At 58.8% G+C, this 23,735-nt stretch carries 24 protein-coding genes; 12 read left to right on the top strand and 12 right to left on the bottom strand.

All coding sequences use genetic code 11. From position 1 onward, the window contains the following. Positions 1 to 112: 112 nt before the first annotated feature. The 6 genes from SB725_RS10745 to hisF all read left to right on the top strand — a co-directional run bounded on the left by SB725_RS10745 (position 113) and on the right by hisF (position 5,102). Positions 113 to 1,777, top strand: coding sequence for an OFA family MFS transporter (locus tag SB725_RS10745; RefSeq protein ID WP_027922176.1), 1,665 nt, complete (start codon positions 113 to 115; stop codon positions 1,775 to 1,777). Between the two features lie 272 nt (positions 1,778 to 2,049). Beyond that, positions 2,050 to 2,643 carry an imidazoleglycerol-phosphate dehydratase HisB gene (gene hisB / locus SB725_RS10750; protein ID WP_003218037.1) on the top strand — a complete coding sequence of 198 codons (594 nt, stop codon included), beginning with the start codon at positions 2,050 to 2,052 and terminating at the stop codon, positions 2,641 to 2,643. After that, complete coding sequence (gene hisH / locus SB725_RS10755) at positions 2,643 to 3,281, top strand: imidazole glycerol phosphate synthase subunit HisH (protein WP_059181795.1); 639 nt, start codon at positions 2,643 to 2,645, stop codon at positions 3,279 to 3,281. The genes hisB and hisH overlap by 1 nt, the downstream gene beginning before the upstream one ends. Continuing rightward, positions 3,282 to 3,542, top strand: a complete 261-nt coding sequence (locus tag SB725_RS10760; RefSeq protein WP_027922174.1) for a DUF2164 domain-containing protein — start codon at positions 3,282 to 3,284, stop codon at positions 3,540 to 3,542. A gap of 42 nt (positions 3,543 to 3,584) precedes the next feature. Then, positions 3,585 to 4,322, top strand: coding sequence for a 1-(5-phosphoribosyl)-5-[(5-phosphoribosylamino)methylideneamino]imidazole-4-carboxamide isomerase (gene hisA / locus SB725_RS10765; protein ID WP_010464588.1), 738 nt, complete (start codon positions 3,585 to 3,587; stop codon positions 4,320 to 4,322). A gap of 9 nt (positions 4,323 to 4,331) precedes the next feature. After that, the gene (hisF, locus tag SB725_RS10770; RefSeq protein ID WP_007972752.1) at positions 4,332 to 5,102 is read left to right on the top strand and encodes an imidazole glycerol phosphate synthase subunit HisF; all 771 of its coding nucleotides are present in this window, start codon (positions 4,332 to 4,334) and stop codon (positions 5,100 to 5,102) included. Between the two features lie 36 nt (positions 5,103 to 5,138). Here the strand turns inward: hisF and SB725_RS10775 are convergent, their stop codons facing one another. Further along, positions 5,139 to 6,668, bottom strand: coding sequence for a trypsin-like serine peptidase (locus tag SB725_RS10775; RefSeq protein WP_410921750.1), 1,530 nt, complete (start codon positions 6,666 to 6,668; stop codon positions 5,139 to 5,141). 215 nt (positions 6,669 to 6,883) lie between these two features. Here SB725_RS10775 and SB725_RS10780 point away from each other — a divergent pair, with 215 nt between their 5' ends. Then, positions 6,884 to 7,639, top strand: a complete 756-nt coding sequence (locus SB725_RS10780) for a substrate-binding periplasmic protein (protein WP_027922172.1) — start codon at positions 6,884 to 6,886, stop codon at positions 7,637 to 7,639. A gap of 39 nt (positions 7,640 to 7,678) precedes the next feature. Here the strand turns inward: SB725_RS10780 and SB725_RS10785 are convergent, their stop codons facing one another. The 4 genes from SB725_RS10785 to gpmI all read right to left on the bottom strand — a co-directional run bounded on the left by SB725_RS10785 (position 7,679) and on the right by gpmI (position 12,818). Continuing rightward, positions 7,679 to 8,455: a divergent polysaccharide deacetylase family protein gene (locus SB725_RS10785; protein WP_194940891.1), complete on the bottom strand. Its 777-nt coding sequence runs from the start codon at positions 8,453 to 8,455 to the stop codon at positions 7,679 to 7,681. Position 8,456: 1 nt separating this feature from the next. After that, positions 8,457 to 9,773, bottom strand: coding sequence for a S41 family peptidase (locus SB725_RS10790; protein ID WP_027922170.1), 1,317 nt, complete (start codon positions 9,771 to 9,773; stop codon positions 8,457 to 8,459). A gap of 32 nt (positions 9,774 to 9,805) precedes the next feature. Continuing rightward, positions 9,806 to 11,104, bottom strand: coding sequence for a murein hydrolase activator EnvC family protein (locus SB725_RS10795; RefSeq protein ID WP_027922169.1), 1,299 nt, complete (start codon positions 11,102 to 11,104; stop codon positions 9,806 to 9,808). 184 nt (positions 11,105 to 11,288) lie between these two features. Beyond that, complete coding sequence (gene gpmI / locus SB725_RS10800; protein WP_410921751.1) at positions 11,289 to 12,818, bottom strand: 2,3-bisphosphoglycerate-independent phosphoglycerate mutase; 1,530 nt, start codon at positions 12,816 to 12,818, stop codon at positions 11,289 to 11,291. A 419-nt stretch (positions 12,819 to 13,237) separates the two neighbouring features. On the opposite strand from gpmI, the gene SB725_RS10805 reads away from it, so the two are divergent. Genes SB725_RS10805 through secB form a run of 3 tightly spaced genes read left to right on the top strand, consistent with a single transcriptional unit; the run spans position 13,238 to position 14,440 of the window. Next, positions 13,238 to 13,651, top strand: coding sequence for a rhodanese-like domain-containing protein (locus SB725_RS10805; RefSeq protein WP_027922167.1), 414 nt, complete (start codon positions 13,238 to 13,240; stop codon positions 13,649 to 13,651). A gap of 1 nt (position 13,652) precedes the next feature. Beyond that, complete coding sequence (gene grxC, locus SB725_RS10810; RefSeq protein WP_027922166.1) at positions 13,653 to 13,907, top strand: glutaredoxin 3; 255 nt, start codon at positions 13,653 to 13,655, stop codon at positions 13,905 to 13,907. Between the two features lie 41 nt (positions 13,908 to 13,948). Next, positions 13,949 to 14,440, top strand: coding sequence for a protein-export chaperone SecB (secB, locus tag SB725_RS10815; protein WP_027922165.1), 492 nt, complete (start codon positions 13,949 to 13,951; stop codon positions 14,438 to 14,440). A 111-nt stretch (positions 14,441 to 14,551) separates the two neighbouring features. On the opposite strand, the gene SB725_RS10820 is transcribed toward secB, so the two are convergent. Continuing rightward, positions 14,552 to 15,007 (bottom strand): tRNA (cytidine(34)-2'-O)-methyltransferase, encoded by a 456-nt coding sequence (locus SB725_RS10820; RefSeq protein ID WP_027922164.1) that lies wholly within the window; start codon positions 15,005 to 15,007, stop codon positions 14,552 to 14,554. Between SB725_RS10820 and SB725_RS10825 the strand changes: the two genes are divergently transcribed. Further along, entirely contained in the window at positions 15,006 to 15,446 is a 441-nt protein-coding gene (locus SB725_RS10825) for a hypothetical protein (protein ID WP_027922163.1), read from the top strand. The two genes, SB725_RS10820 and SB725_RS10825, sit on opposite strands and share 2 nt — an antisense overlap. 583 nt (positions 15,447 to 16,029) lie before the next feature. Here SB725_RS10825 and ntrC read toward each other — a convergent pair. The 6 genes from ntrC to glnA all read right to left on the bottom strand — a co-directional run bounded on the left by ntrC (position 16,030) and on the right by glnA (position 21,935). Beyond that, positions 16,030 to 17,466 (bottom strand): nitrogen regulation protein NR(I), encoded by a 1,437-nt coding sequence (gene ntrC, locus SB725_RS10830; protein WP_027922162.1) that lies wholly within the window; start codon positions 17,464 to 17,466, stop codon positions 16,030 to 16,032. Further along, positions 17,463 to 18,548, bottom strand: a complete 1,086-nt coding sequence (gene glnL / locus SB725_RS10835; protein ID WP_008024908.1) for a nitrogen regulation protein NR(II) — start codon at positions 18,546 to 18,548, stop codon at positions 17,463 to 17,465. The genes ntrC and glnL overlap by 4 nt, the downstream gene beginning before the upstream one ends. A 230-nt stretch (positions 18,549 to 18,778) precedes the next feature. Then, complete coding sequence (locus SB725_RS10840; protein WP_410921752.1) at positions 18,779 to 19,399, bottom strand: DUF4124 domain-containing protein; 621 nt, start codon at positions 19,397 to 19,399, stop codon at positions 18,779 to 18,781. Next, positions 19,396 to 19,905, bottom strand: coding sequence for a DUF4124 domain-containing protein (locus tag SB725_RS10845; protein WP_410921753.1), 510 nt, complete (start codon positions 19,903 to 19,905; stop codon positions 19,396 to 19,398). Before SB725_RS10845 ends, SB725_RS10840 begins: the two co-directional genes overlap by 4 nt. A gap of 26 nt (positions 19,906 to 19,931) precedes the next feature. Next, complete coding sequence (locus SB725_RS10850; protein ID WP_194940889.1) at positions 19,932 to 20,348, bottom strand: cupin domain-containing protein; 417 nt, start codon at positions 20,346 to 20,348, stop codon at positions 19,932 to 19,934. A gap of 180 nt (positions 20,349 to 20,528) precedes the next feature. Continuing rightward, positions 20,529 to 21,935: a glutamate--ammonia ligase gene (gene glnA, locus SB725_RS10855; protein WP_027922158.1), complete on the bottom strand. Its 1,407-nt coding sequence runs from the start codon at positions 21,933 to 21,935 to the stop codon at positions 20,529 to 20,531. Positions 21,936 to 22,265: 330 nt separating this feature from the next. Between glnA and thiI the strand changes: the two genes are divergently transcribed. Continuing rightward, the gene (gene thiI / locus SB725_RS10860) at positions 22,266 to 23,720 is read left to right on the top strand and encodes a tRNA uracil 4-sulfurtransferase ThiI (RefSeq protein ID WP_027922157.1); all 1,455 of its coding nucleotides are present in this window, start codon (positions 22,266 to 22,268) and stop codon (positions 23,718 to 23,720) included. Positions 23,721 to 23,735: the final 15 nt, after the last annotated feature.

Below are 23,735 nucleotides of genomic sequence, written 5' to 3' on the forward strand. Positions count from 1 at the left end.
GACCCGATGTCGCACAAAAAGGCACTTCACTCAACAAAACGGTCATGCGTGCGCATAAAGGCCGGGGGTGAGGAGTGGCTGGCGAACCCTACTAATAATTGGGGGATACACAATGACTACAAGCCTCGCGGCGGACGGCCTCTACGCCGGCCAGCCTGCGTTCCTGTCCAAGGAACGCATCATCGCCAAGCCCGGTTTCAACCGCTGGCTGGTACCACCGGCCGCGTTGGCCATCCACCTTTGCATCGGCATGGCCTACGGCTTTTCGGTGTTCTGGTTGCCACTGTCCAAAGCCTTGGGTGTGACCAAACCGGTGGCTTGTGCGCCGGACATGAGCTTTATCTCGCAAGTATTCTCGTCGCAATGCGACTGGCCGATCTCGATGCTCGGCTGGATCTACACCCTGTTCTTCATCTTCCTCGGCTGCTCGGCAGCGATCTGGGGCGGCTGGCTGGAACACGCCGGGCCGCGCAAGGCGGGCGTTGTATCGGCGCTGTGCTGGTGCGGTGGTCTGCTGATTTCTGCGCTGGGGATCTATACCCACCAGATCTGGCTGATGTGGGTCGGCTCCGGGGTCATTGGCGGTATCGGCCTGGGGTTGGGCTATATCTCACCAGTGTCGACGTTGATCAAGTGGTTCCCGGACAAGCGTGGCATGGCGACCGGCATGGCGATCATGGGGTTCGGTGGTGGCGCGATGGTCGGTGCTCCGCTGGCCGCAGCCCTGATGGGCCATTTCGCTTCGGCAGAAAGCGTGGGCGTGTGGCAAAGCTTCCTGGTGATGGCCGCGATCTACTTCGTGTTCATGATCGGTGGCGCACTGTCCTACCGCGTTCCGCCAACCGGCTGGAAGCCTGAGGGCTGGACCGCTCCGGCGAAAAAAGCCTCGAATGCGATGATCACTCACCGTCACGTTCACGTGAATGTGGCGTGGAAAACTCCGCAGTTCCGTCTGGTGTGGCTGGTGCTGTGCCTGAACGTATCCGCCGGCATCGGCATTCTTGGCATGGCGTCGCCGCTGTTGCAGGAAGTGTTCGGCGGTAAATTGATCGGTGTGGACCTGCCATTCGGTCAACTGGACGCCGGGCAATTGGCTTCGATTGCGGCGATTGCTGCCGGTTTCACCGGTTTGCTGAGCCTGTTCAATATCGGTGGCCGGTTCTTCTGGGCCTCGTTCTCGGACTACCTGGGTCGCAAAAACACCTATTTCGTGTTCTTCGCCCTCGGTTTCGCGCTGTACGCGTTGATCCCGAACCTCGGTCATCTGGGCAACGTTGCGCTGTTCGTGGCCGCGTTCTGCATCATCCTGTCGATGTACGGCGGTGGTTTTGCGACGGTCCCGGCGTATCTGGCGGATCTGTTCGGTACGCAAATGGTCGGTGCAATCCACGGTCGTCTGCTGACGGCATGGGCCGCGGCGGGCGTGTTGGGTCCGGTGTTGGTGAACTACCTGCGTGAGTATCAGCTGAGCATCGGCGTTGAACGTGCCGCCGCTTACGACATCACCTTGTACATCCTCGCGGGCCTGCTGGTGCTGGGTTTCCTGTGCAACCTGCTGGTGCGTCCAGTGGCCGACAAGTACTTCATGACCGACGCTGAACTGGCTGCCGAACAGGCGCTGGGCCACGACAAGGGCGCTGACAGCAGCACCGTGCTGGAGTGGAAAGCTGCGCCGGGCTCCAAGCCTTTGGCGATTGCTGCATGGCTGGTGGTGGGTATTCCGTTGGCGTGGGGTGTTTGGGTGACCTTGCAGAAAACTGCAGTCCTCTTCCACTAAGTAAACGCAGTACCCCTGTAGGAGTGAGGCCGGCTTGCCGGCGATAGCGGTCTGACAGTCGACAGAAATGTTGAATGTGAGGGCCCTATCGCCGGCAAGCCGGTCTCACTCCTACAGTTGTTTTGGGGTGTCCAAAATGGCTTGTATGGACATGTCTATCCCCGACAGCACGGGATTCTATCCGTCAGCCATATCACGTCTCGTGTTTCTGTTTCGGCCCCGCGCCCCTATAATGGCTGCCTTTTTCGCCCAATGATTTTGCGGAGCTGGTGATGGCCGAACGTAAGGCGTCAGTCGAGCGCGACACTCTGGAAACCCAGATCAAAGCCTCGATCAACCTGGATGGCACCGGAAAGGCCCGATTTGATATCGGTGTTCCTTTTCTTGAGCACATGCTGGACCAGATCGCCCGTCACGGGCTGATCGACCTGGATATTGTCAGCAAGGGCGACCTGCATATCGACGACCACCACACGGTGGAAGACGTCGGTATCACCCTGGGTCAGGCCTTCGCCAAAGCCATCGGCGACAAGAAAGGCATCCGTCGCTACGGCCACGCCTATGTGCCGCTGGATGAAGCGCTGTCGCGCGTGGTGATCGACTTCTCCGGCCGCCCCGGCCTGCAGATGCACGTGCCGTATACCCGCGCTACCGTCGGTGGTTTCGACGTTGACCTGTTCCAGGAATTCTTCCAGGGCTTCGTCAACCACGCCCTCGTCAGCCTGCACATCGACAACCTGCGTGGCACCAACACCCACCACCAGATCGAAACCGTGTTCAAGGCTTTCGGCCGCGCCCTGCGCATGGCCGTCGAGCTCGATGACCGCATGGCCGGTCAGATGCCATCGACCAAAGGCGTTCTGTAATGCAGACGGTCGCGGTTATCGATTACGGCATGGGCAACCTGCACTCGGTGGCCAAGGCCCTCGAGCACGTCGGTGCCGGCAAGGTCTTGATCACCAGCGATGCCGACGTGATTCGCGAAGCTGACCGGGTGGTGTTTCCCGGCGTCGGCGCGATTCGCGATTGCATGGCGGAAATTCGTCGCTTGGGGTTCGATTCGCTGGTGCGTGAAGTCAGCCAGGACCGCCCGTTCCTCGGCATCTGCGTGGGCATGCAAGCCTTGCTCGACAGCAGTGAAGAGAACGACGGCGTCGACTGCATCGGCCTGTTCCCGGGCGCGGTGAAGTTCTTCGGCAAGGACCTGCATGAAGACGGCGAACACCTGAAAGTCCCGCACATGGGCTGGAACGAAGTGAAACAGAAGGTGAGTCACCCGCTGTGGCACGACATTCCGGACCTGGCGCGTTTCTACTTCGTGCACAGCTACTACATCGCCGCCGGCAATGCACGGCAGGTGGTCGGTGGCGGTCACTACGGTGTCGATTTCGCCGCGGCGCTGGCCGATGGTTCGCGTTTCGCCGTGCAGTTCCACCCGGAGAAGAGCCATACCCATGGCCTGCAATTGCTGCAGAACTTCGCCGCGTGGGATGGTCGCTGGTAAATGGCCGTCAAGAAAACGAAGCCACCGATCCTGACCCTCACTCCTGAACAGGAGAACGAGGCCAACCAGAAGATCAAACGCTTCATGGAGGATCGCTTCGAACTGGACCTGGGTTCGTTCGAAGCGGCCGAAATCCTTGAACTGTTTACCCGTGAAATTGCTCCGCATTATTACAACAGGGCGATTTTCGATGTGCAGACGCACCTCAAAGAGAGGTTCGAAAGCATCGAAAGCGACTTGTGGGCGCTCGAGAAAAACTGATTTCCGAGCGAAGCTGAACACTCGAATTTGAAGGTTTGCCAGATGCTGATTATTCCCGCTATCGATCTCAAAGACGGTGCCTGTGTTCGTCTGCGCCAGGGCCGCATGGAAGATTCCACGGTGTTCTCCGATGACCCGGTGAGCATGGCTGCCAAGTGGGTGGAGGGCGGTTGCCGTCGTCTGCATCTGGTCGACCTGAACGGCGCCTTCGAAGGCCAGCCGGTCAACGGCGAAGTGGTCACCGCGATTGCCAAGCGCTACCCGAACCTGCCGATCCAGATCGGTGGCGGTATCCGTTCCCTGGAAACCATCGAGCACTACGTGAAAGCGGGCGTGAGCTACGTGATCATCGGCACCAAAGCTGTGAAAGATCCGGCTTTCGTGGCTGAAGCCTGCCGTGCGTTCCCAGGCAAAGTGATCGTCGGTCTGGACGCCAAAGACGGTTTCGTCGCCACTGACGGTTGGGCGGAAATCAGCACCATTCAAGTGATCGACCTGGCCAAGCAATTCGAAGCCGATGGCGTGTCCGCGATCGTTTATACCGACATCGCCAAAGACGGCATGATGCAGGGCTGCAACGTACCGTTCACCGCCGCGCTGGCCGCTGCCACGCGCATTCCGGTGATCGCGTCCGGTGGTATTCACAACCTCGGCGATATCAAGTCGCTGCTCGACGCCAAGGCGCCCGGCATCATCGGCGCGATCACCGGCCGGGCGATCTACGAAGGCACCCTCGACGTCGCTGAAGCGCAAGCTTTCTGCGATTCGTACAAAGGCTGAGGACTGACCATGGCGCTGGCCAAACGCATCATCCCTTGCCTGGACGTGGACAACGGCCGGGTCGTCAAAGGTGTGAAGTTCGAGAATATTCGCGACGCCGGTGACCCGGTGGAAATCGCTCGTCGCTATGACGAGCAGGGTGCTGACGAGATTACCTTCCTCGACATCACCGCCAGCGTCGACGGTCGCGATACCACGCTGCATACCGTGGAGCGCATGGCTAGCCAGGTGTTCATCCCGCTGACCGTGGGCGGTGGCGTACGTACCGTGCAAGACATCCGCAACCTGCTGAATGCCGGTGCGGACAAGGTCTCGATCAACACCGCTGCAGTGTTCAATCCGGAATTTGTGGGCGAGGCGGCGCAACATTTCGGTTCGCAGTGCATCGTGGTTGCCATCGATGCGAAGAAGGTCTCCGGCCCGGGCGAAACCCCGCGCTGGGAAATCTTCACCCACGGGGGCCGCAAGCCTACCGGCCTCGATGCCGTCGAGTGGGCGAAGAAGATGGAAGGCCTGGGTGCCGGTGAAATCCTGCTGACCAGCATGGATCAGGACGGCATGAAAAACGGCTTCGACCTTGGCGTGACTCGCGCTATCAGCGATGCGTTGGGTATTCCGGTGATCGCCTCCGGCGGCGTCGGCAACCTGCAGCATTTGGCCGACGGCATTATCGAAGGTCACGCCAGTGCAGTTCTGGCCGCGAGTATTTTCCACTTCGGCGAATACACCGTGCAGGAAGCCAAGGCCTACATGGCCCATCGCGGCATCGTGATGCGGTGAAGGTCCGTGGCCCGGAGAAGATGTTCCGGGCCTATGTTATGGATCAATCTGGGCGTTGGATGACGCAGCCTTATGAATCCCTGTCACGGGGCTCAGTAAGTCGGTCCTCGGTTCGGAAGCCTGTCCCGATTTGTCATAAGCAATGGAGCAGAGCTTCCCTGGAAGCTCCTCGCTATCAATCCAGAAATCCATGTCCATGTCATCGACGTATTTCTCAGGTTGATGACAGTCTGTTGTTGCTGCTGGACCAAATTTGATGGAATAGGTCCTATAGGGTTCTGCTGTTTTCGCCAGTGTCACATTGACGTCGCCCTTGATCGATAAATCGGGTGGGGAGGTTGGCTTGTTCTCCAGGACCTCGACCGGCAGGGACAGCGCATTTTTCAGAAGCCCTGATTCAGGTTCTTGCGCCAAGGAATCAACACCGAGAATGCAAAGAAAATAGAATCCGGGCTCCGTGCCTATCTCGGAATTGATGAAGGTATCAATTGAGCTTACGGCATCGCTGTAGTGATGGGGGCTCTCACAGTCCATTGCCGTGCGGACGCTTTTATGACGGTAAAAAGCAGTACTTATTGAAAATCGATAGTTCCACGTAGGGATGGCAATCGAACCGTTATCCTGCTGTTTGACCCTTTTGTATCTTTCCAGCTTATTCGCGTCCGTGTCGACGGTGAACGCCGGGTAGAGCTGGCAAGACGACGGTGGGTTTTTAGCAATGCGGCCCTGCAAGAAGCACCCGTTGAGAAATGCCGTCGGGTTGCCGTACACATTCCCCGGCACAGCCAGATAGACATTTCCAACAGGTGTGCAGGGGGCATGATCGCGGCATGGAATGATGCTGTCATCAAAGTTCCCTGTTCCTATGACGCCTACGATCTCATTGGTGTATCGATCCAGTAAGGGGCTTCCAGAGCTACCTCCCCGGATATCCTGACAGCGAGTCATAAACGTGTTTCGCCATACCCATGCACCTTCAACAATCTCCAGGGCCGGTTGTAAGGTGCAGGCGGCCATGCGCAATGTGACGTCCTCAAAGCCTGTTGGGGCGCCCACGATCAACACATCGGTGTCGTTCGCCGGTGTATCCCGGGCCAGTTTCAACGGTTGTATGCCCTCATCGATGAGCTTTTGAAGGCTGACTTCCAGTTCAACGATAGCCAGATCAACGCCTTGCATGCTCCGCCATACCACCGCTTTCAACGGATAAGATTTGAATCCGGGAATGTCGGCGAAGAAATTGAACTGCATGGTTCCGCTTACCGGCTTGTCCGTTACGATGTTTCCGTTGGTCAATTCGATGCAGTGCCCAGCGGTGAGCACGTAAGCGGGAGTCGGTGGGGATGCCAGTTCATCGCGCGTGTCCAGAAGCGTTGCGGTGCATCTGGCACCATTGATTTCCAGGCGTCCGATACCTTGCCAGTGGTCCTGCGAACCATCGATGTTTTTAAGAACCCTGGAAGCAGCGAGATTTTGCAGGTTTTCTCCATAATCTCTGGTATCAGCGAAGCACGGTAGACATAGCGAACACAATGCGCTGATAAAAAGTACGGGGATCGAATTCATTGAATGGTGCCTCTGATTAATTATGTAAAACCGGCCTGTCGCCGGGTATTAGCAATTAATCAGGTGAGGCTGGGTGAAGGGCGGTAACTATCTACCACAGTGACTGTGACACTCATTTTGTTTGCGATGTCGATAAGGCTGTTATTAAAAGGCCAGTAGACAGTGTGGCGAGCTCAAGGCACTCTTGGGTACGCCATGGATTTCGGTAGCCAGACATGCTTAAACGCCTTCTTCTTATCCTCGCCAGCGCTTCTCTATTGCTCATCAATGGGGTGCGCGCCGAAGAAAGTCCCGACACCGACCTGGTGTTGCTGACGGAAAACTTCCCGCCGTACAACATGGCGAAGAACGGCAAAAACTTCGCTCAGGACGAGAACATTAATGGCATCGCCGTGGACATCGTCCGCGAGATGTTCAAACGTGCCGACATCACCTACAGCCTGACCCTGCGTTTCCCCTGGGAGCGCATCTACAAACTCGCGCTGGAAAAACCCGGTTATGGCGTGTTCGTGATGGCGCGTTTGCCCGACCGCGAGAAGCTCTTCAAATGGGTTGGCCCGATTGGTCCGGATGACTGGATCATGCTGGCCAAGGCTGACAGCAAGATCAGCCTTGAAACGCTGGATGACGCGCGCAAATACAAGATTGGCGCGTACAAGGGTGATGCGATTGCCGAGACGCTGGGCAAGCAGGGGTTGAATCCGATCGTTGTGCTGCGCGACCAGGACAACGCGAAGAAGCTGGTCAATGGCCAGATTGATCTGTGGGCCACGGGCGACCCGGCCGGGCGTTATCTGGCGCGGCAGGAAGGCGTGAATGGTCTGAAAACGATACTGCGTTTCAACAGCGCCGAACTGTATCTGGCATTGAACAAAGACGTGCCGGACGAAATGGTCGCCAAGCTTCAGGCCGCGCTGGATCAGCTGCGCAAGGAAGGCAAGGTGGACGAGATCATGGCGCGGTATCTCTAAGACCCAGTGATCAAAATGGGGGAGCGGCGGTGTGACGGATTACCGGTAAACGCCATCCTTGCCATGGGCGGCCGTCGCGCGGTTACCCCGCACGCTGATCATCTGCTTGATATCAATCCACTCAATCCCCTGCGCCTTCAGCTTCGGCAGCTCGCGTTCCAGTACCGCCAGTGTCTGCGGATACGGATGCCCGATCATCACCGCCGAACCCTGCTTGCGCGCCAGGCTGATCGCTGTCTGTAGCTGCGTGAAGATTGCCGCCTCGGTGCGCTCATCATCCAGAAATACATCCCGCGAAACACTCGCCAACCCGATCTTCTGCGCCTCGGCGGCAGCAACGGTTTGCGCGCTGGTACGGCTGTCGACGAAGAACTTGTGCCGTTGCTGCAAGTCCGCCATCAACCAGACCATGGCCGGTTGCTGTGCGGTCATGCGGCTGCCCATGTGATTGTTGATGCCCGCGGTGTAGGGCACGACCTTGAATGCCGCGTCGAGGCGCCTCTCAAGTTCTTCGATGGGCAGATCGGGATGCCAGGCGAACGGCCCCGTGGCCGGGTCCATCGGCATGTGCAGGATGACGATCTTGCCGGCGCGATGGGCTTCGCGGGCGAACTCGGTGGCGTGGGGCGTGTCGGGCATGATCGCCGTGGTGACCGGGCCGGGCAGGGCCAGCACGCGGCGATCCCGGGGCAGGTTCTGCCCCAGGTCATCGATGATCAGGCTGAGATACGCTTTTTGAGGGGCCGTCTCGACGGGGGCTGCGTGAGCAACACCCGTCAGGCAGAGCAATAAACCCAGGATAAACCGCTGGAACATCTCAGCGGCCGGACGTGATGCTCAACCCTTTGAGCAGGCTCAAGGCCTGGGCCAACTGGTAATCATCATCCTGCGGCATGGCCTTGGCTTTGCTGGAACTGGTCGGCTTGTCGGCGCCGCCGTTGCCATTGCCCAAGTGGCCTTGCAGGTCGGCTTCCTTGAAGTACTCGCCGTCCTGCTCGTTGGTGATCTTTGCCTTGCGCACTTCGATGTCCGGAACAATGCCCTGGGCCTGAATCGAGCGGCCGTTCGGCGTGAAATACAACGCCGTCGTGATCTTCAGCGCGCGATCGTTGTTCAGTGGCAGTACGGTTTGCACCGAGCCCTTGCCGAAACTGGTGGTGCCCATCAGCACAGCGCGTTTCTGATCCTGCAAGGCACCGGCGACAATCTCGGACGCCGAGGCACTGCCGCCGTTGATCAGCACGACCATTGGCACGGCTTCGCTTTCGTCCTTGCCGGTCGCGGAGAAGCGCAGCTCGGAGTTGGCGATACGGCCCTTGGTGTAGACGATCAGGCCCTTCTTGATGAAGTGGTCGACCACTTCCACCGCGGCCTGCAGCACGCCGCCAGGGTTGTTACGCAGGTCGAGGATGATGCCGTTGAGCTTCTTGCCATTTTCCTTGCGCAGCTTGGCGAGGGCCTGGGAGACCTCTTCGCCGGTCTTGACCTGGAATTGCGTGATGCGGATGTAGCCGTACCCGGATTCCAGCAATTGCGACTTCACGCTCTTCACTTGAATGATGGCGCGGGCCAGGGTGACGTCGAACGGCGTGCCGCCATCGCGCACCAGGGTCAGGGTGATTTTCTGGCCGATCTTGCCGCGCATCTTGTCCACGGCTTCGGTCATGCTCTGGCCGCGAGTCGGCTGGCCGTTGATCTTGACGATGAAGTCGCCGGCTTGAATACCTGCCTTGGAGGCGGGGGTGTCATCGATCGGCGAAACCACCTTGATGAAACCGTCTTCGGCGCCGACTTCGATGCCCAGGCCGCCGAATTCACCGCTGGTGCTTTCCTGCAGTTCGGCGAAATCTTCCGGGCCCAGGTAGGCGGAGTGCGGATCGAGGTTGCTGAGCATGCCTTTGATGGCGTTTTCCAGCAGGGTCTTGTCGTCCACCGGCTCGACATAAGCGGCTTTGATCCGGTCCATGACCTCGGCAAAGGTGCGCAATTCTTCCAGCGGCAACGGCGCCTTGGTCGTCGCGGCAGTGCCCGCAGGCGCGACTGCCGGGGCCGGTTGAGCGGCGAACGCCAGAGGCGCGCCGATCACCAGGGCGATCGTCAGGGCCAGCGAGGTAAGGCGGGACAAATGCAGCATGTCTAACGAACTCCTGAAATTAGGTAGCGTGCTTATCCTTGCGCGCGACACCATTGCGCCGGATCACTCGGGTGACCCTGCTGACGAATTGCGAAATACAGCGCTGGTGTGTCCTGCCCGCCGCTGTTACCGACAGTGGAGATGGACTCACCGGCTTTTACCACGTCACCCGCAGACTTGAGCAGCGTCTGGTTGTGACCATAAAGACTCAAAAAACCGTTGCCGTGGTCGAGAATCACCAGCAGCCCGGCGCCACGCAACCAGTCTGCAAACACCACGCGACCACCATGCACGGCATGCACCTGGCTGCCGGCGGAGGCGCTGATCATCACGCCGTCCCACTTGGTGCGGGCATCGTCGCCACGGGATTCGCCGAAGCGTGCCAGCAGTCGACCATCAACCGGCCAGGGAAGTTTTCCCCGGGTTGACGCGAAAGGGCCGCCAAAGGTCTCGCCGGAACTTGAAACCAGGGCGCCGGGTGTCGATTTAACCGGTTTGCGTGGGGCGTCGGTGTTCTCTGCGTCTGCAGCCGCCTGGGCCTCACGTAAACGCTTTTTTTCGGCTTCCTGCTGGGCGATCAGCGCTTTTTTCCGCGCTTCTTCTGCCTCACGGGCCTGGCGAGCCAAGGTTTCTTCAATGGTTTTAAGGACTTTAGACAGGTCTGCCTGATCCTGCTCGCGGGATGCCAGTTTCTGGTCGCGCGCCTTTACGTCGTCGTTGAGCTTGGCCAGGACTTGCTGGCGTTCCTTGCGGACTTTATCGAGCTCATCGCGCTGGGTGTCGAGGCTGCTCTTCTGCACCAGCAACTGCGCCTGTTGGGCGTCGATGTCTTTTTCGACATTGGTCAGTTGGCGCAGGGTTTCGTTGAAATTCTTTAGCTGCTCCAGGCGGGCCTGGCTCAGGTAGTCGTAATAGGTGAGGGTGCGGGCGAATTTTTCCGGGTTCTGCTGATTGAGCAGCAGCTTCAGGTATTCCTCACGGCCGTTCTGATAGGCCGCCCGGGCCTGAATGGCGATCAGTCGTTGCTGTTCAGTGCGCGCGCTCTGGAGTTTTTTTTTCTCTGCATCGAGTCGCTGCAGCTCGGATTCGCTTTTCTTCAGTTCTTTTTGCAGGGCATCGACCTGCTTCTCGAGCTTGCCCATTTCGGTCTCGGTGCCTTTGAGCTCTTTCTGCACACCGGATTTTTCTTCCTGGAGCTTGCCCAGCAGTTTTTTCAGCTCGGCAATGTCCTGACGCGTGGCGTCCAACTGTTGTTGGGTTTGCTCGCGCTCGTCAGCAAAAGCCGGTTGGAGCAGGCAAGTCAGTGCAAGGGCTATCAGGACGCGGAGCATAGAGGCGGGCGACACCAGGGAAAGGGACGGCCTAGTATGCCCGCCAAGCGTGGCAAAAAAAATGCCCAATTGGGACTGTGTGATAACTGGACAAAAAAACACCCCAAAACCAATGTGGGAGCGGCGATGCGACGATTCGACTTGCTCGCTCCCACAGGGTTTCGGTTGTGTTCGAGCGAGCGGGTTACACCAGAATCGATGTCCCGGTCATTTCCGCCGGTTTTTCCAGGCCCATCAGCATCAGCATGGTCGGCGCCACATCCGCCAGTACGCCGCCTTCACGGACCTTGAGGTCACGCTTGCCGACATAGATGAACGGCACCGGCTCGGTAGTGTGCGCGGTGTGCGCCTGACCGGTGGCTTCATCAGCCATCTGCTCGACGTTGCCATGGTCGGCAGTGATCAGCGCTTCGCCACCGACCTTTTCCAGGGCTTCGACGATACGCCCGACGCACCGGTCCAGGCATTCAACCGCTTTCACCGCGGCATCAAACACGCCGCTGTGGCCGACCATGTCGCCGTTGGCGTAGTTGACCACGATCACGTCGTAACGCTGGTGCTCAATGGCATCAACGATGCGATCGGTCACTTCCGGCGCGCTCATCTCGGGCTGCAAATCATAGGTAGCGACTTTCGGCGACGGGATCAGGATGCGTTCTTCGCCCGGGAACGGTTCTTCACGACCGCCGGAGAAGAAGAAGGTCACGTGGGCGTATTTTTCGGTTTCGGCGATGCGCAGTTGCGTCTTGCCGTTTTTCGCCAGGTAATCGCCGAGCACGTTTTCCAGGCTGCCGGCGGCGAAGGCCGATGGCGCGGGAATGCTCGCGGCGTATTGGGTCAGCATGACGAAACCGGCCAGTTTCGGCTGACGGCTGCGTTCGAATTCCTTGAAACCGTCTTCGACGAACACGCGAGTCAGCTCTCGGGCGCGGTCGGCGCGGAAGTTCATGAACACCACGGCATCGCCGTCTTCGACCTTGACCGGCTCGCCGATGGAGGTGGCTTTGACAAACTCGTCGCTCTCGCCACGGGCGTAGGCGGCTTCCAGACCTTCCTGGGCGGTGGCAGCGTTGAACTCGCCTTTGCCGTCGACAATCAGGTTATAGGCCTGGGACACGCGGTCCCAACGGTTGTCGCGGTCCATGGCGAAGTAACGGCCGATGATGCTGGCGATCCGGCCTTTGCCCAGCGCCTGGAAGGTCGCGTCGAGCAGTTCGATGGACGACTGAGCGCTTTTTGGCGGCGTGTCGCGGCCATCAAGGAAGGCGTGCAGGTAGATTTTTTCAGCGCCGCGCTTGAACGCCAGTTCCGCCATGGCGATCAGGTGGTCCTGGTGGCTGTGAACGCCGCCATCGGACAGCAGGCCCATGAAATGCACGGCTTTGCCGGCGGCAACGGCTTTATCCACGGCGGCGCAAATGGTCGGGTTCTCGAAAAACTCGCCATCGCGGATCGATTTGGTCACGCGGGTGAAGTCCTGATACACCACACGGCCGGCGCCGAGGTTCATGTGGCCGACTTCAGAGTTGCCCATCTGGCCGTCCGGCAGGCCGACATCCATGCCGCTGCCGGAGATCAGGCCATTCGGTACGGTAGCCCACAAACGGTCCAGTACGGGCTTCTTCGCGGCAAAGATGGCGTTGGATTCAGGGCTCTCACTGTGACCGAAGCCATCGAGAATAATCAGGACCAAAGGTTTAGGCGTGGTAGTCATGGATTCCACTCGTGGCTGAGGTTAAAAGAGGGCGATTAAAAAGGGAGTGGCAAGTTTAGGACGTGTTGACCCTCAATTGCGAGTCGCGTTTGCCCTGTGAGCGTGCCAGGCAAGGCGCGGGACGTGGGTAAGGGTTGTTTCGTTGCCGAGTCCCGCAACGCAGCATGGCGCGCTCACAGGGCAAACCCGGAGGGTCACGCCCCGTAAAGCGCAATCCGTCGTTATTCGTCGTTCATTTGAAACGCCAAACCTCACTCCTCATGCCTAGTCTTGCGATTTACGGGGCGCGGCGCGACTCGCAATTGAGGGTCAACACGCCCTACAGCCAAGTTCCGGCCACGTCACCGCCGGACGGGGTTTGGCCCACCATAGTGGCTGTGTATACTGGCCGACATTTTAACGCCCTGGAACCTCCTTCGATGGTTGCTCACCTGATTGAATTTGCCACTAACCACTACATTCTTGTCGGTATCTTCGTCGTACTGCTGGCGGCGCTGATTGCCTATCAAATGCAAGGCGGCGGCCGTAGCCTGAGTACCGGTGAATTGACCGGGCTGGTCAACAAGGACGCAGGCGTCGTGATCGACATCCGTTCGAACAAGGACTTCGCCGCCGGTCACATCGTTGGCGCGTTGAACATTCCTCACGACAAACTGACCGCGCGCATCGGCGAACTGGAAAAGCACAAGGCCAAGACCATCATTCTGGTCGACGCCCTGGGCCAGACCGCCGGTACCCATGCCCGCGAACTGATGAAATCCGGCTTCACCGCCGCCAAGCTCTCCGGTGGTATTTCCAGCTGGAAGGGCGACAACCTGCCGTTGGTGAAGTGATATGAGCAACGTCGTCGTCTATTCCAGCGATTACTGCCCCTACTGCTCGCGAGCCAAGTGTCTGCTCGAGAACAAAGGCGTGGCCTTCGAAGAGATCAAGGTCGATGGCAAGCCGCAGGTGCGCGCCGCCATGGCTCAGAAAGCCGGACGTACGTCCGTGCCGCAGATCTGGATCGGCAGCACCCACGTGGGTGGTTGTGATGATTTGTTTGCCCTTGAGCGCGCCGGTAAGCTCGACGCCATGCTCAAGGCCTGAATACCTTCCCTATAAGACCCCAAGATCAGAAAGGATCTGAGATGACTGACCAACAGAACACTGCAGCTAGCGAAGAAGAAACCGCACCGCAATTCTCCTTGCAGCGCATCTACGTACGTGACTTGTCCTTTGAAGCCCCGAAAAGCCCGGCGATTTTCCGCCAGCAGTGGGAGCCGAGCGTCGGTCTGGATCTGAACACCCGTCAAAAGGCTCTGGAAGGCGATTTCCACGAAGTCGTGCTGACCTTGTCCGTGACCGTGAAAAACGGTGAAAACGGCGAAGTGGCGTTCATCGCTGAAGTGCAACAGGCCGGGATCTTCCTGATCAAGAACCTGGACGACGCTTCGATGAGCCACACCCTTGGCGCGTTCTGCCCGAACATCCTGTTCCCGTACGCTCGCGAAACCCTGGACAGCCTGGTCACCCGTGGTTCGTTCCCGGCCCTGATGCTGGCACCGGTGAACTTCGACGCGCTGTACGCACAAGAACTGCAACGCATGCAGGCGGCCGGCGAGACTCCGACCGTTCAATAAGCTGCGCTGCTGAAAATTGCGGGCGAGCCCGCTCCCACAGGATTGTGCAAAACCTGTGGGAGCGGGCTTGCCCGCGATTGTTTCTGTCAGGCAAAAATGATGGTCGGATTATTACTTGAACCCGAGTTGACGCCAGCCTTCATAAACGGCGACGGCCACGGTGTTCGACAGGTTCAGGCTGCGACAGCCTTCACGCATCGGCAAACGCAGGCGCTGGTCGCCGGGCAGGGCGTCGAGCACGTCAGCCGGCAGGCCTCGGCTTTCCGGACCGAACAGGAAGGCATCGCCCTCGGCGAAGCTGGCATCGTGGAACGGTCGCGAACCCTTGGTGGTGAAGGCGAACAACCGGGGGTGGCCAAGGCTTTCCAGGCAGCTGGCGAGGTCGGCGTGGCGCTGCAGGGTGGCGTACTCGTGGTAGTCGAGGCCGGCCCGGCGCAGGCGCTTGTCATCCATCTCGAAGCCCAGCGGCTCGATCAAATGCAGGTGGCAGCCACTGTTGGCGCACAGCCTGATAACGTTGCCGGTATTCGGCGGAATTTCTGGTTGAAAAAGGATGACGTGAAACATGCACGGCTCCGAAGATAAAGATGACGGGCATTCTACGCCGCCAAAGGACCCCCGTTCGAAACTATTCCCGCGTGTGCTCGGTTCGTTGGCGATTGTCGGGATGATGGTGGGGCTGATGATTGGTCGCCTGACCGCGCCAGACCCGACGGTCTTGCAGCAAGTGGAGGTCACCAGCGACGGCCTGGTGGTGTGGTTCAACAACGAACCCAAAAGCCACGGCGAGTTTGTCGACGGTAGCCTCGCGCTGCTGTTCGAGGCTGAAGGCAAGGCGCAGAAAGGTCAGCTCAGACTCGACGATAAAAACGTCAACTGGCGAGTTCGTTTGAGTGATGGGGGGTTGTTGCTGTCGGTGGTGGCGGCCCGGCCACTGCAAGGCGAGTGGGCCGGAAGCGAGGTCAATGACCGCTGGCGACTGGAGATCCATCTCCGGGAGCAATAAAAGAGGGAATCCCCGGCCTGCCTGTACCAAGGTTCCCAAAACGGCGGGGCTCACGCATTGCGTCGTGAGCCCGGTGTAAAGAAGGAACCCCTGACCTGCCTGTATCAAGGGCCCCAAAACGGGTGGGCTCGTCGCTTGTGCGGTGTGAGCCCGATGTAAAGAGGGGAATCCCCGGCCTGCCTGTACCAAGGTCCCCGAAACCGGGTAGTGAACTGAATCACTGAATGGACTATTGCAGGGGGCGTGCCAGTTTTTAACAAGTTGAAACAGAAAGCCGCGCTGAAACGTCGAAAGCCCCGTATTCCGGGGCTTTCGTGTTTTTTCGATAGGGGTTCGATTGCGAAAAGTGATGGGGTGATGGATCAGTGTTTGTGCGCGATTGCGGTTCACGGTGCATTCAGTCGGTGCACAGAGCTCTAAATGTAGGAGTCAGCCTGCTCGCGATTGGATTTGGCAGTTGATCGTTCCCACGCTCTGCGTGGGAATGCAGCCCGGGGATGCTCCGCGTCCCCAGTTGAAGTGGACGCAGAGCGTCCATTGAGGCGTTCCCACGCGGGAGCGTGGGAACGATCAGGTGAAGGGTTTAGCCCTCATCCCCCTCATCATCATCCCCACCATCCACCTTCATCCCCAGTTCCTTGATCTTGCGCGTCAGGGTATTACGCCCCCAACCCAACAAGACCGCAGCATCGCGGCGGCGGCCGGCGGTGTGTTTGAGGGCGGTCTCGATCATGATCCGTTCGAAAGCCGGCACGGCGGTGTCCAGCAGGCTCGACTGACCACGCGCCAACGCCTGATCGGCCCACTGGCGCAGTGCTTGTTCCCAGTTGGTCACCGGCGCCGAATCCTGTGGCAGGCTCAGCAGTTCAGGCGGCAGGTCGCTGATGTGTACTTCGCGACCCGATGCCATCACCGTGATCCAGCGGCACGTGTTCTCCAGCTGACGGACGTTGCCGCCCCACGGCAAGTTCTTCAGGTATTCCTCGGTTTCGCTTTTCAGCAGCTTCGGCTCGACCGCCAGTTCTTGCGCGGCGCGGCTGAGGAAGTGCTTGGCGAGTGTCGGGATGTCTTCGCGACGGTCCGACAGGCGCGGAATGTGGATGCGGATCACATTGAGGCGGTGGAACAAGTCCTCACGGAACTTCCCGGCGTGCACCAGGGTTTCCAGGTTCTGGTGAGTGGCGGCGATGATTCGCACATCGACCTTCACCGGCACATGACCGCCAACGCGGTAGAACTCGCCGTCGGCCAGTACCCGCAGCAAACGGGTCTGGGTGTCGGCCGGCATGTCGCCGATTTCATCAAGGAACAGCGTGCCGCCATCCGCTTGCTCAAAGCGACCGCGACGCAGGTTGGCCGCGCCGGTGAACGCGCCTTTTTCGTGGCCGAACAGCTCGGATTCCATCAAATCTTTCGGAATTGCCGCCATGTTCAGCGCGATGAACGGCGAGGCCGCCCGTGGGCTGTGGCGGTGCAGGGCGTGAGCCACCAGTTCTTTACCGGTGCCGGATTCGCCGTTGATCAGCACCGTGATGTTGGAGTGGCTCAAGCGCCCGATGGCGCGAAACACTTCCTGCATCGCCGGTGCTTCGCCGATGATTTCCGGAGTACGGGTCAGGGCGACCGGGACTTCCAGGCCTTGCTGTTCCTGAGCGTGCTGATTGGCGCGCTTGACCAGGGAGACGGCTTCATCGACATCGAACGGCTTGGGAAGGTACTCAAACGCGCCGCCCTGATAGGACGCGACAGCGCTGTCCAGATCGGAGTGAGCGGTCATGATGATGACCGGCAACCGTGGATGCTGTTCGCGAATCCGTGCCAGGAGGTCCAGGCCGCTGGCGCCCGGCATGCGGATGTCGGAGATGATCACGTCCGGTTGCTGGCGCGCCAGGCGGCTCATCACGCCATCGGCGCTGTCGAAGCTTTGCGTGGTCATGCCTTCCTGCTGCAAGGCTTTTTCCAGGACCCAACGGATAGAACGGTCGTCATCGACGATCCACACGGTTTCACTACGGCTCATGTCGATGTGGCTCCTTGTTCCAGTGGCAGAAAGATCGAGAAAGTGGTGTGGCCTGGGTGGCTGTCACATTCGATCAAGCCCTGGTGCTGGCTGATGATGTTCTGGGTAATGGCCAGGCCCAGCCCGGTACCGTCCGGGCGACCGCTGACCATGGGAAAGAAGATGGTTTCCTGAAGTTCCGCAGGAATGCCCGGACCGTTGTCGATGATTTCGATCTTGGTCACCAGGCGATGGCGCACGTGGCCGATGGTGAACTGGCGCATGGCGCGGGTGCGCAGGCTGATGCGGCCCAGGCGCAATTCGTTCTGGCTGCTGATGGCCTGCATCGCGTTGCGCACGATGTTCAGCACCGCCTGAATCATTTGTTCGCGGTCGATCAGCACGTCTGGAATGCTCGGGTCGTAATCGCGCACCAAGGTGATGCAGCCCTGGCTTTCCGCTTCCACCAGATGGCAGACGCGCTCCAGCACTTCGTGGACGTTGCACATGGCCAGCGACGGCAATTTGTTGGAGCCGAGCATGCGGTCGACGAGGTTTCGCAGGCGATCGGCTTCTTCAATGATGACGTTGGTGTAATCGCGCAGGCTTTCTTCTGGCAGTTCGCGGGCGAGCAGTTGCGCCGCGCCGCGAATCCCGCCCAGCGGATTCTTGATCTCGTGGGCGAGCCCGCGGACCAGCATCTTGCTGGTTTCCTGCTTCGACAACTGCGCCTCTTCCTTGGTGATCCGCAGCAGGCGGTCACGGGGATGGACTTCCAGCAACAGCATGGTGGCGCCGTTGGCCAGGATCGGCGTGACCGCGTAATCGACAGTCAGGGTCTGGCCGGTGAGGGCCGTGAGCATCGCTTCGCGTTTGGTGAACGGGTGCGCCTGCTCGACCGCCTGGCGCAGGGAATTCAGCGCCTCGGTGGATTCGGTGAACAACTCACTGATGAACTGCCCATGGCTGCGCTGGCCGCTGATGGCCAGCAGCATTTCCGCCGCCGGGTTCATGTACTCGAGGCGCAATTCGGCGTCGAGCAGGATGGTGGCGGTGGTCAGGTTGTCGAGTAGCAAGCGGTGTAGTGCGTCGCTAATGGTCATCAGGACCTCTTTTGGAGCGGAGCATGCGCGAGAAACAAGCGCTGATGCGGGGAAAATGCAAAAACCAAACCAAGGCTCCGAAAAGAAGCAATTAAGGCCTGAAACGGGCGTTTGACGCTCGTTTGCGTGGCGTTCTGCCAGCTTTCCCGGGTACTTTCGAACCAAAATGGGTTGCGATGTGGGTACGGTGCACCCTATTGCACCAATATAGTGCGCAAACCTGAACGGCGTTAGAACAAACGCAGGAACGGATTTTTTTCTTCTTCCGGTTTGTCTTCGAGGGGGCATTCCGGCCGTTGGCCGTAGTCGGCGAGGGTGCAGGGTTTGACCCGGCGTTGTTGCGCGAGTGAGGTGCGCAGCATGTGGAAGGGCTGGTTGGCAGTGCGTTCGACGGTGCGGCCTTGTTCGTCGAGGATTTCCACTGACAGGTTGTGGCTGCCGCGATCGATATTGGTCAGGGGAAATACAGGACTCAGGCCAGGTTCGGCGGTGGGTTGGCCGTCGAGTAGCAGGCGGTAGCGATGACCCGGTTGCAGGCGGGGTTCGTTGGTGACGCTGACGATAATTTCGCCGGCATTGCTGCGGATTGTCGCGTCTGGTTCTGGCACCAGTATGCGCAACAAGTCGTAGTGAAACAGCGGTTGCTCTTCGGGCGGATTCGCGGCAATCAGCGGCTTCGCAGCCGTGGGCTGGGCAGCCATGCGATTGCTGGTCGGCAGCGGTATGCGTTTGGCGTTGCCGTGCTGCGGCTGGTCGGTGAATGCGCGATTGCCTTGTGCGTCGAGATAAGTGAATACCTCTGCTGTCGCAGGGAAGGCGATCAAGCTGGCGATCAGCAGCCACAGCCTCACGGCTTGTGCACCCGTTGCACAGTGAATGTCACGGTCGGACTTTGCTGAAGGGCATCCTCGCCATCAACCACTTGTACCGCCAGGCTGTGCTCGCCGCGGTCGATGTTCACCAGTTGCAGGATCGGCACATTGCTTGATTGTCCATACGGTTGTCCATCCAGCAGCAATCTCAGCAGGTGCGGCGCTTTCAGGCGCGGTTTGATCAGGACGCTGACGGTGAAAGTGCCATTGTTGGCACGCAGGGCCTCTTCGGTGGGCAGGCCGGTCAGTTGCAGTACCTCATAGGTGCTGTGTGACTGCTGATGGTTAACGGTATCGGTAGGCGGTGCGGGAAGCGGCGGGTGCTCAATATTATTGAGCGGCGGCAGTTCTACCGGTTGGGCCGTGACGCCATCGGGCGGTTGATTGCTGTAGGCAGTGTTGCCGTCGGCGTCGGTGTATTTGTAGATTTGGGCCATCACGGGAAAAACGAAGGACAGCAGCAAAAGCATTAAAAGTGGCTGCATTCAGACTCCCTGTGAGCAGCAAGGATTTACTCCGACAGTGGAATACCTTCGCTGCCAGCATAGAACACAATCAGCTCTACCGGTTCATCACCGGTGACCCCGCGATGGGCGATATCGACCATTTCCGCCACGGCTTCACCTTGTTTGACGCGTCTGGTCTGGCCGTTGTCCTTGTTCTCGATCATCAGCTCGCCGGAGAGGACATAGCCCGTATTGGGCATGGCGTGGGTGTGCCAAGGCAGTTGGGTGTTGGCGGGTATCTTGAGTCTGAGCACTGTCAGCTCGGGTGTCGCATCCGGGTAGCGAACGTAAGGTGTGTCATCCCACGATCGGCTGCTTTTGAGCAGGACTTCTCGTTCGATTTCCATGGTGGTTGTGGTGCAGCTTTGAAGGGCGAGGGCGCAGAGAGCGACCAGTGATGTCTTTAGCGTAAGGGTTTTCATCGATCCATCCTTTGAGTTCGGGCAGAGGACAGGCTACGAGTCATTAAAAGTGGTTGATGCCGGACGATGCTGCGTGCGCCCGAGGAGATGGCGAATTTCATTGTGGGAAATTGCCCCAACAAAAAAGGCCTCCCGAAGGAGGCCTCTTTTTGTCACGCTGCGTGTCGCAGCGCTACCGGATCAGCAGCTGTAGTACAGCTCATATTCCAGTGGGTGTACGAAGGTGCGGACCTTGATTTCTTCTTCGCTTTTCAGAGCGATGTAAGCGTCGATGAAGTCATCGGAGAACACGCCGCCTTTGGTCAGGAACGCACGACCTTTGTCCAGCTCTTCCAGGGCTTCTTTCAGGCTGCCGCAAACTTGTGGGATCTCTTTCGCCTCTTCAGGCGGCAGGTCGTACAGGTTTTTGTCAGCAGCATCGCCAGGGTGGATCTTGTTCTGGATGCCGTCCAGGCCAGCCATCAACAGTGCAGCGAAGCCCAGGTACGGGTTGGCTGCTGGATCCGGGAAGCGGGCTTCGATACGGCGAGCGCGAGGGCTGGACACGTAAGGAATACGGATCGAAGCGGAACGGTTGCGAGCCGAGTAGGCCAGCATTACCGGTGCTTCGAAACCTGGGACCAGACGCTTGTAGGAGTTGGTCGACGGGTTGGTAAAGCCGTTCAGTGCCTTACCGTGCTTGATGATACCGCCGATGAAGTACAGGGCGGTGTCGGACAGGCCGGCATAGCCTTCGCCAGCGAAGGTGTTCTTGCCATCTTTGGCGATGGACAGGTGGACGTGCATACCCGAACCGTTGTCGCCGTACAGAGGCTTAGGCATGAAGGTCGCGGTGCGGCCGTATGCATCAGCAACGTTGTGTACGCAGTACTTCAGGGTTTGAACTTCGTCAGCCTTGGCAACCAGGGTGTTGAACTTCACGCCGATTTCGTTCTGGCCAGCAGTCGCCACTTCGTGGTGGTGAACTTCGATGACCAGGCCCATTTCTTCCATGGCGTTGCACATGGAGGTACGGATTTCGTGGTCGTGGTCGAATGGCGGAACAGGGAAGTAGCCGCCTTTGACGCCTGGACGGTGGCCACGGTTGCCGCCTTCCACGTCCTGGTCGGACATCCACGAACCTTGTTCGGAGAAGATTTTGAACATCGAGCCAGAGATGTCGGACTTGAACTTCACTTCGTCGAAGATGAAGAACTCAGGCTCTGGACCCACAAATACGGTGTCACCGATACCGGTCGACTTCAGGTATTCCTCGGCACGCTTGGCGATCGCACGTGGGTCGCGGTCGTAGCCTTGCATGGTCGAAGGCTCGATCACGTCGCAAACCAGGATCAGGGTCGGCTCTTCGGTGAACGGGTCAAGTACGGCAGTGCTGTCGTCCGGCATCAGGATCATGTCGGAGGCTTCGATGCCTTTCCAGCCAGCAATGGAGGAGCCGTCGAACATTTTGCCTTCTTCGAAGAAAGCGTCATCCAGCGCGTCGCGAGCCGGCATGGTCACGTGGTGCTGAGTGCCTTTGGTGTCCGTGAAGCGCAGATCAATCCACTTGACGTCATGATCTTTGATGAGTTGAACCGACTTCGACATAGTGTCCTCCGGGTGGCTTCGGGCTTAGTAGTGGATGCCCTTGGAATGTGGGTGATGCCGGCGCGAATACTCTGCCAAGGCAACCTGCCTCACAAGGGAGCAAATTGCATGCCAGTGCCCCACCATGGGTTTTTTGCCCCAATTTCACGCTTATAAAGGCACAAAGCGTCTTCAGGTGAAAAATCTCGCCCTACAATGTAGCGTTAAAATCCATAAATGACCTGTTTTGGTGCGCGCAAAACCTTCTGCACATTAACTGGTTAAACCTTGAGCAATTTCCGCTATAATCCGCGCCCCCCTTTTTCGGCTGGCCCAGCGCGCGCTGTTTTCATGAAACTAATCGTAAAAGTCTTCCCCGAGATCACCATCAAGAGCCGCCCGGTACGGATGCGTTTCATCCGCCAATTGGCTAAAAACATCCGCACCGTGCTCCGCGACCTGGACCCGGCCGTGGTGGTGAACGGTGTGTGGGACAATCTCGAGCTGGAAACCCGCGTCAGCGAGCCCAAAGCCCTGAAGGAGATGACCGAGCGCCTGAGCTGCATGCCGGGCATCGCGCATTTCCTGCAGGTCGATGAATACCCGTTGGGCGATTTCGACGACATCGTCGCCAAGTGCAAGCAGCACTTCGGTGAGTCCCTGGCCGGCAAGATCTTCTCGGTGCGCTGCAAGCGTGCCGGCAAGCACGAATTCAGCTCGATGGACGTCGAAAAATACGTCGGCAGCCAACTGCGTCGTCAGTGCGGCGCCGCCGGAATCTCGCTGAAAGAGCCGGAAATCGAAGTTCGCATCGAAATTCGCGACAAACGGTTGTTTGTGATCCACAGCCAGCACAACAGCATCGGCGGTTATCCGCTGGGTGCACTGGAACAGACGCTTGTGCTGATGTCCGGTGGCTTCGACTCCACCGTGGCGGCTTACCAGATCATGCGTCGTGGCCTGATGAGCCATTTCTGCTTCTTCAATCTGGGCGGAAGGGCCCATGAACTGGGCGTCATGGAAGTCGCGCACTTCATCTGGAAGAAGTACGGAAGCTCCCAACGCGTGTTATTTGTCAGTGTGCCGTTCGAGGAAGTTCTGGGAGAAATTCTCGGGAAAGTCGATAACAGTCATATGGGTGTAGTTTTGAAGCGTATGATGTTGCGCGCTGCTTCCCGTATTGCTGATCGGCTGGACATTGAAGCGCTGGTCACCGGTGAAGCGATTTCCCAGGTGTCGAGCCAGACGTTGCCGAACCTGTCCGTGATCGACTGCGTGACCGACAAGCTGGTCTTGCGTCCGCTGATCGCCAGTCACAAGCAGGACATCATCGACCTGGCCAACGAAATCGGGACTGCCGACTTCGCCAAGCACATGCCGGAATACTGCGGGGTCATCTCGGTGAACCCAAAGACCCACGCCAAGCGTCCGCGCGTGGAGCATGAAGAGAAAGAATTCGACATGGCGGTCCTTGAGCGTGCGCTCGAGAACGCCAAACTGGTCCCGATCGATCGCGTAATCGACGAATTGGGCCAGGACTTGCAGATTGAAGAAGTCAGCGAAGCGCTGGCGGGGCAAATCATCATCGACATCCGTCACCCGGATGCCGCTGAAGATGATCCGCTGGCCCTGGCTGGTATCGAGGTACAAGCGATGCCTTTCTATGCATTGAACGCTCGTTTCAAGGAACTGGACCCTACTCGCCAGTACCTGCTGTATTGCGACAAAGGCGTGATGAGTCGCCTGCATGCCCACCATTTGCTCAGTGAGGGGCATGCCAATGTGCGCGTTTATCGACCGAGCTAAGAGCCCGGGGCTGTA

The sequence above is a fragment of the Pseudomonas sp. SIMBA_041 genome (assembly GCF_046535095.1).
GTDB lineage: Bacteria > Pseudomonadota > Gammaproteobacteria > Pseudomonadales > Pseudomonadaceae > Aquipseudomonas > Aquipseudomonas mucoides.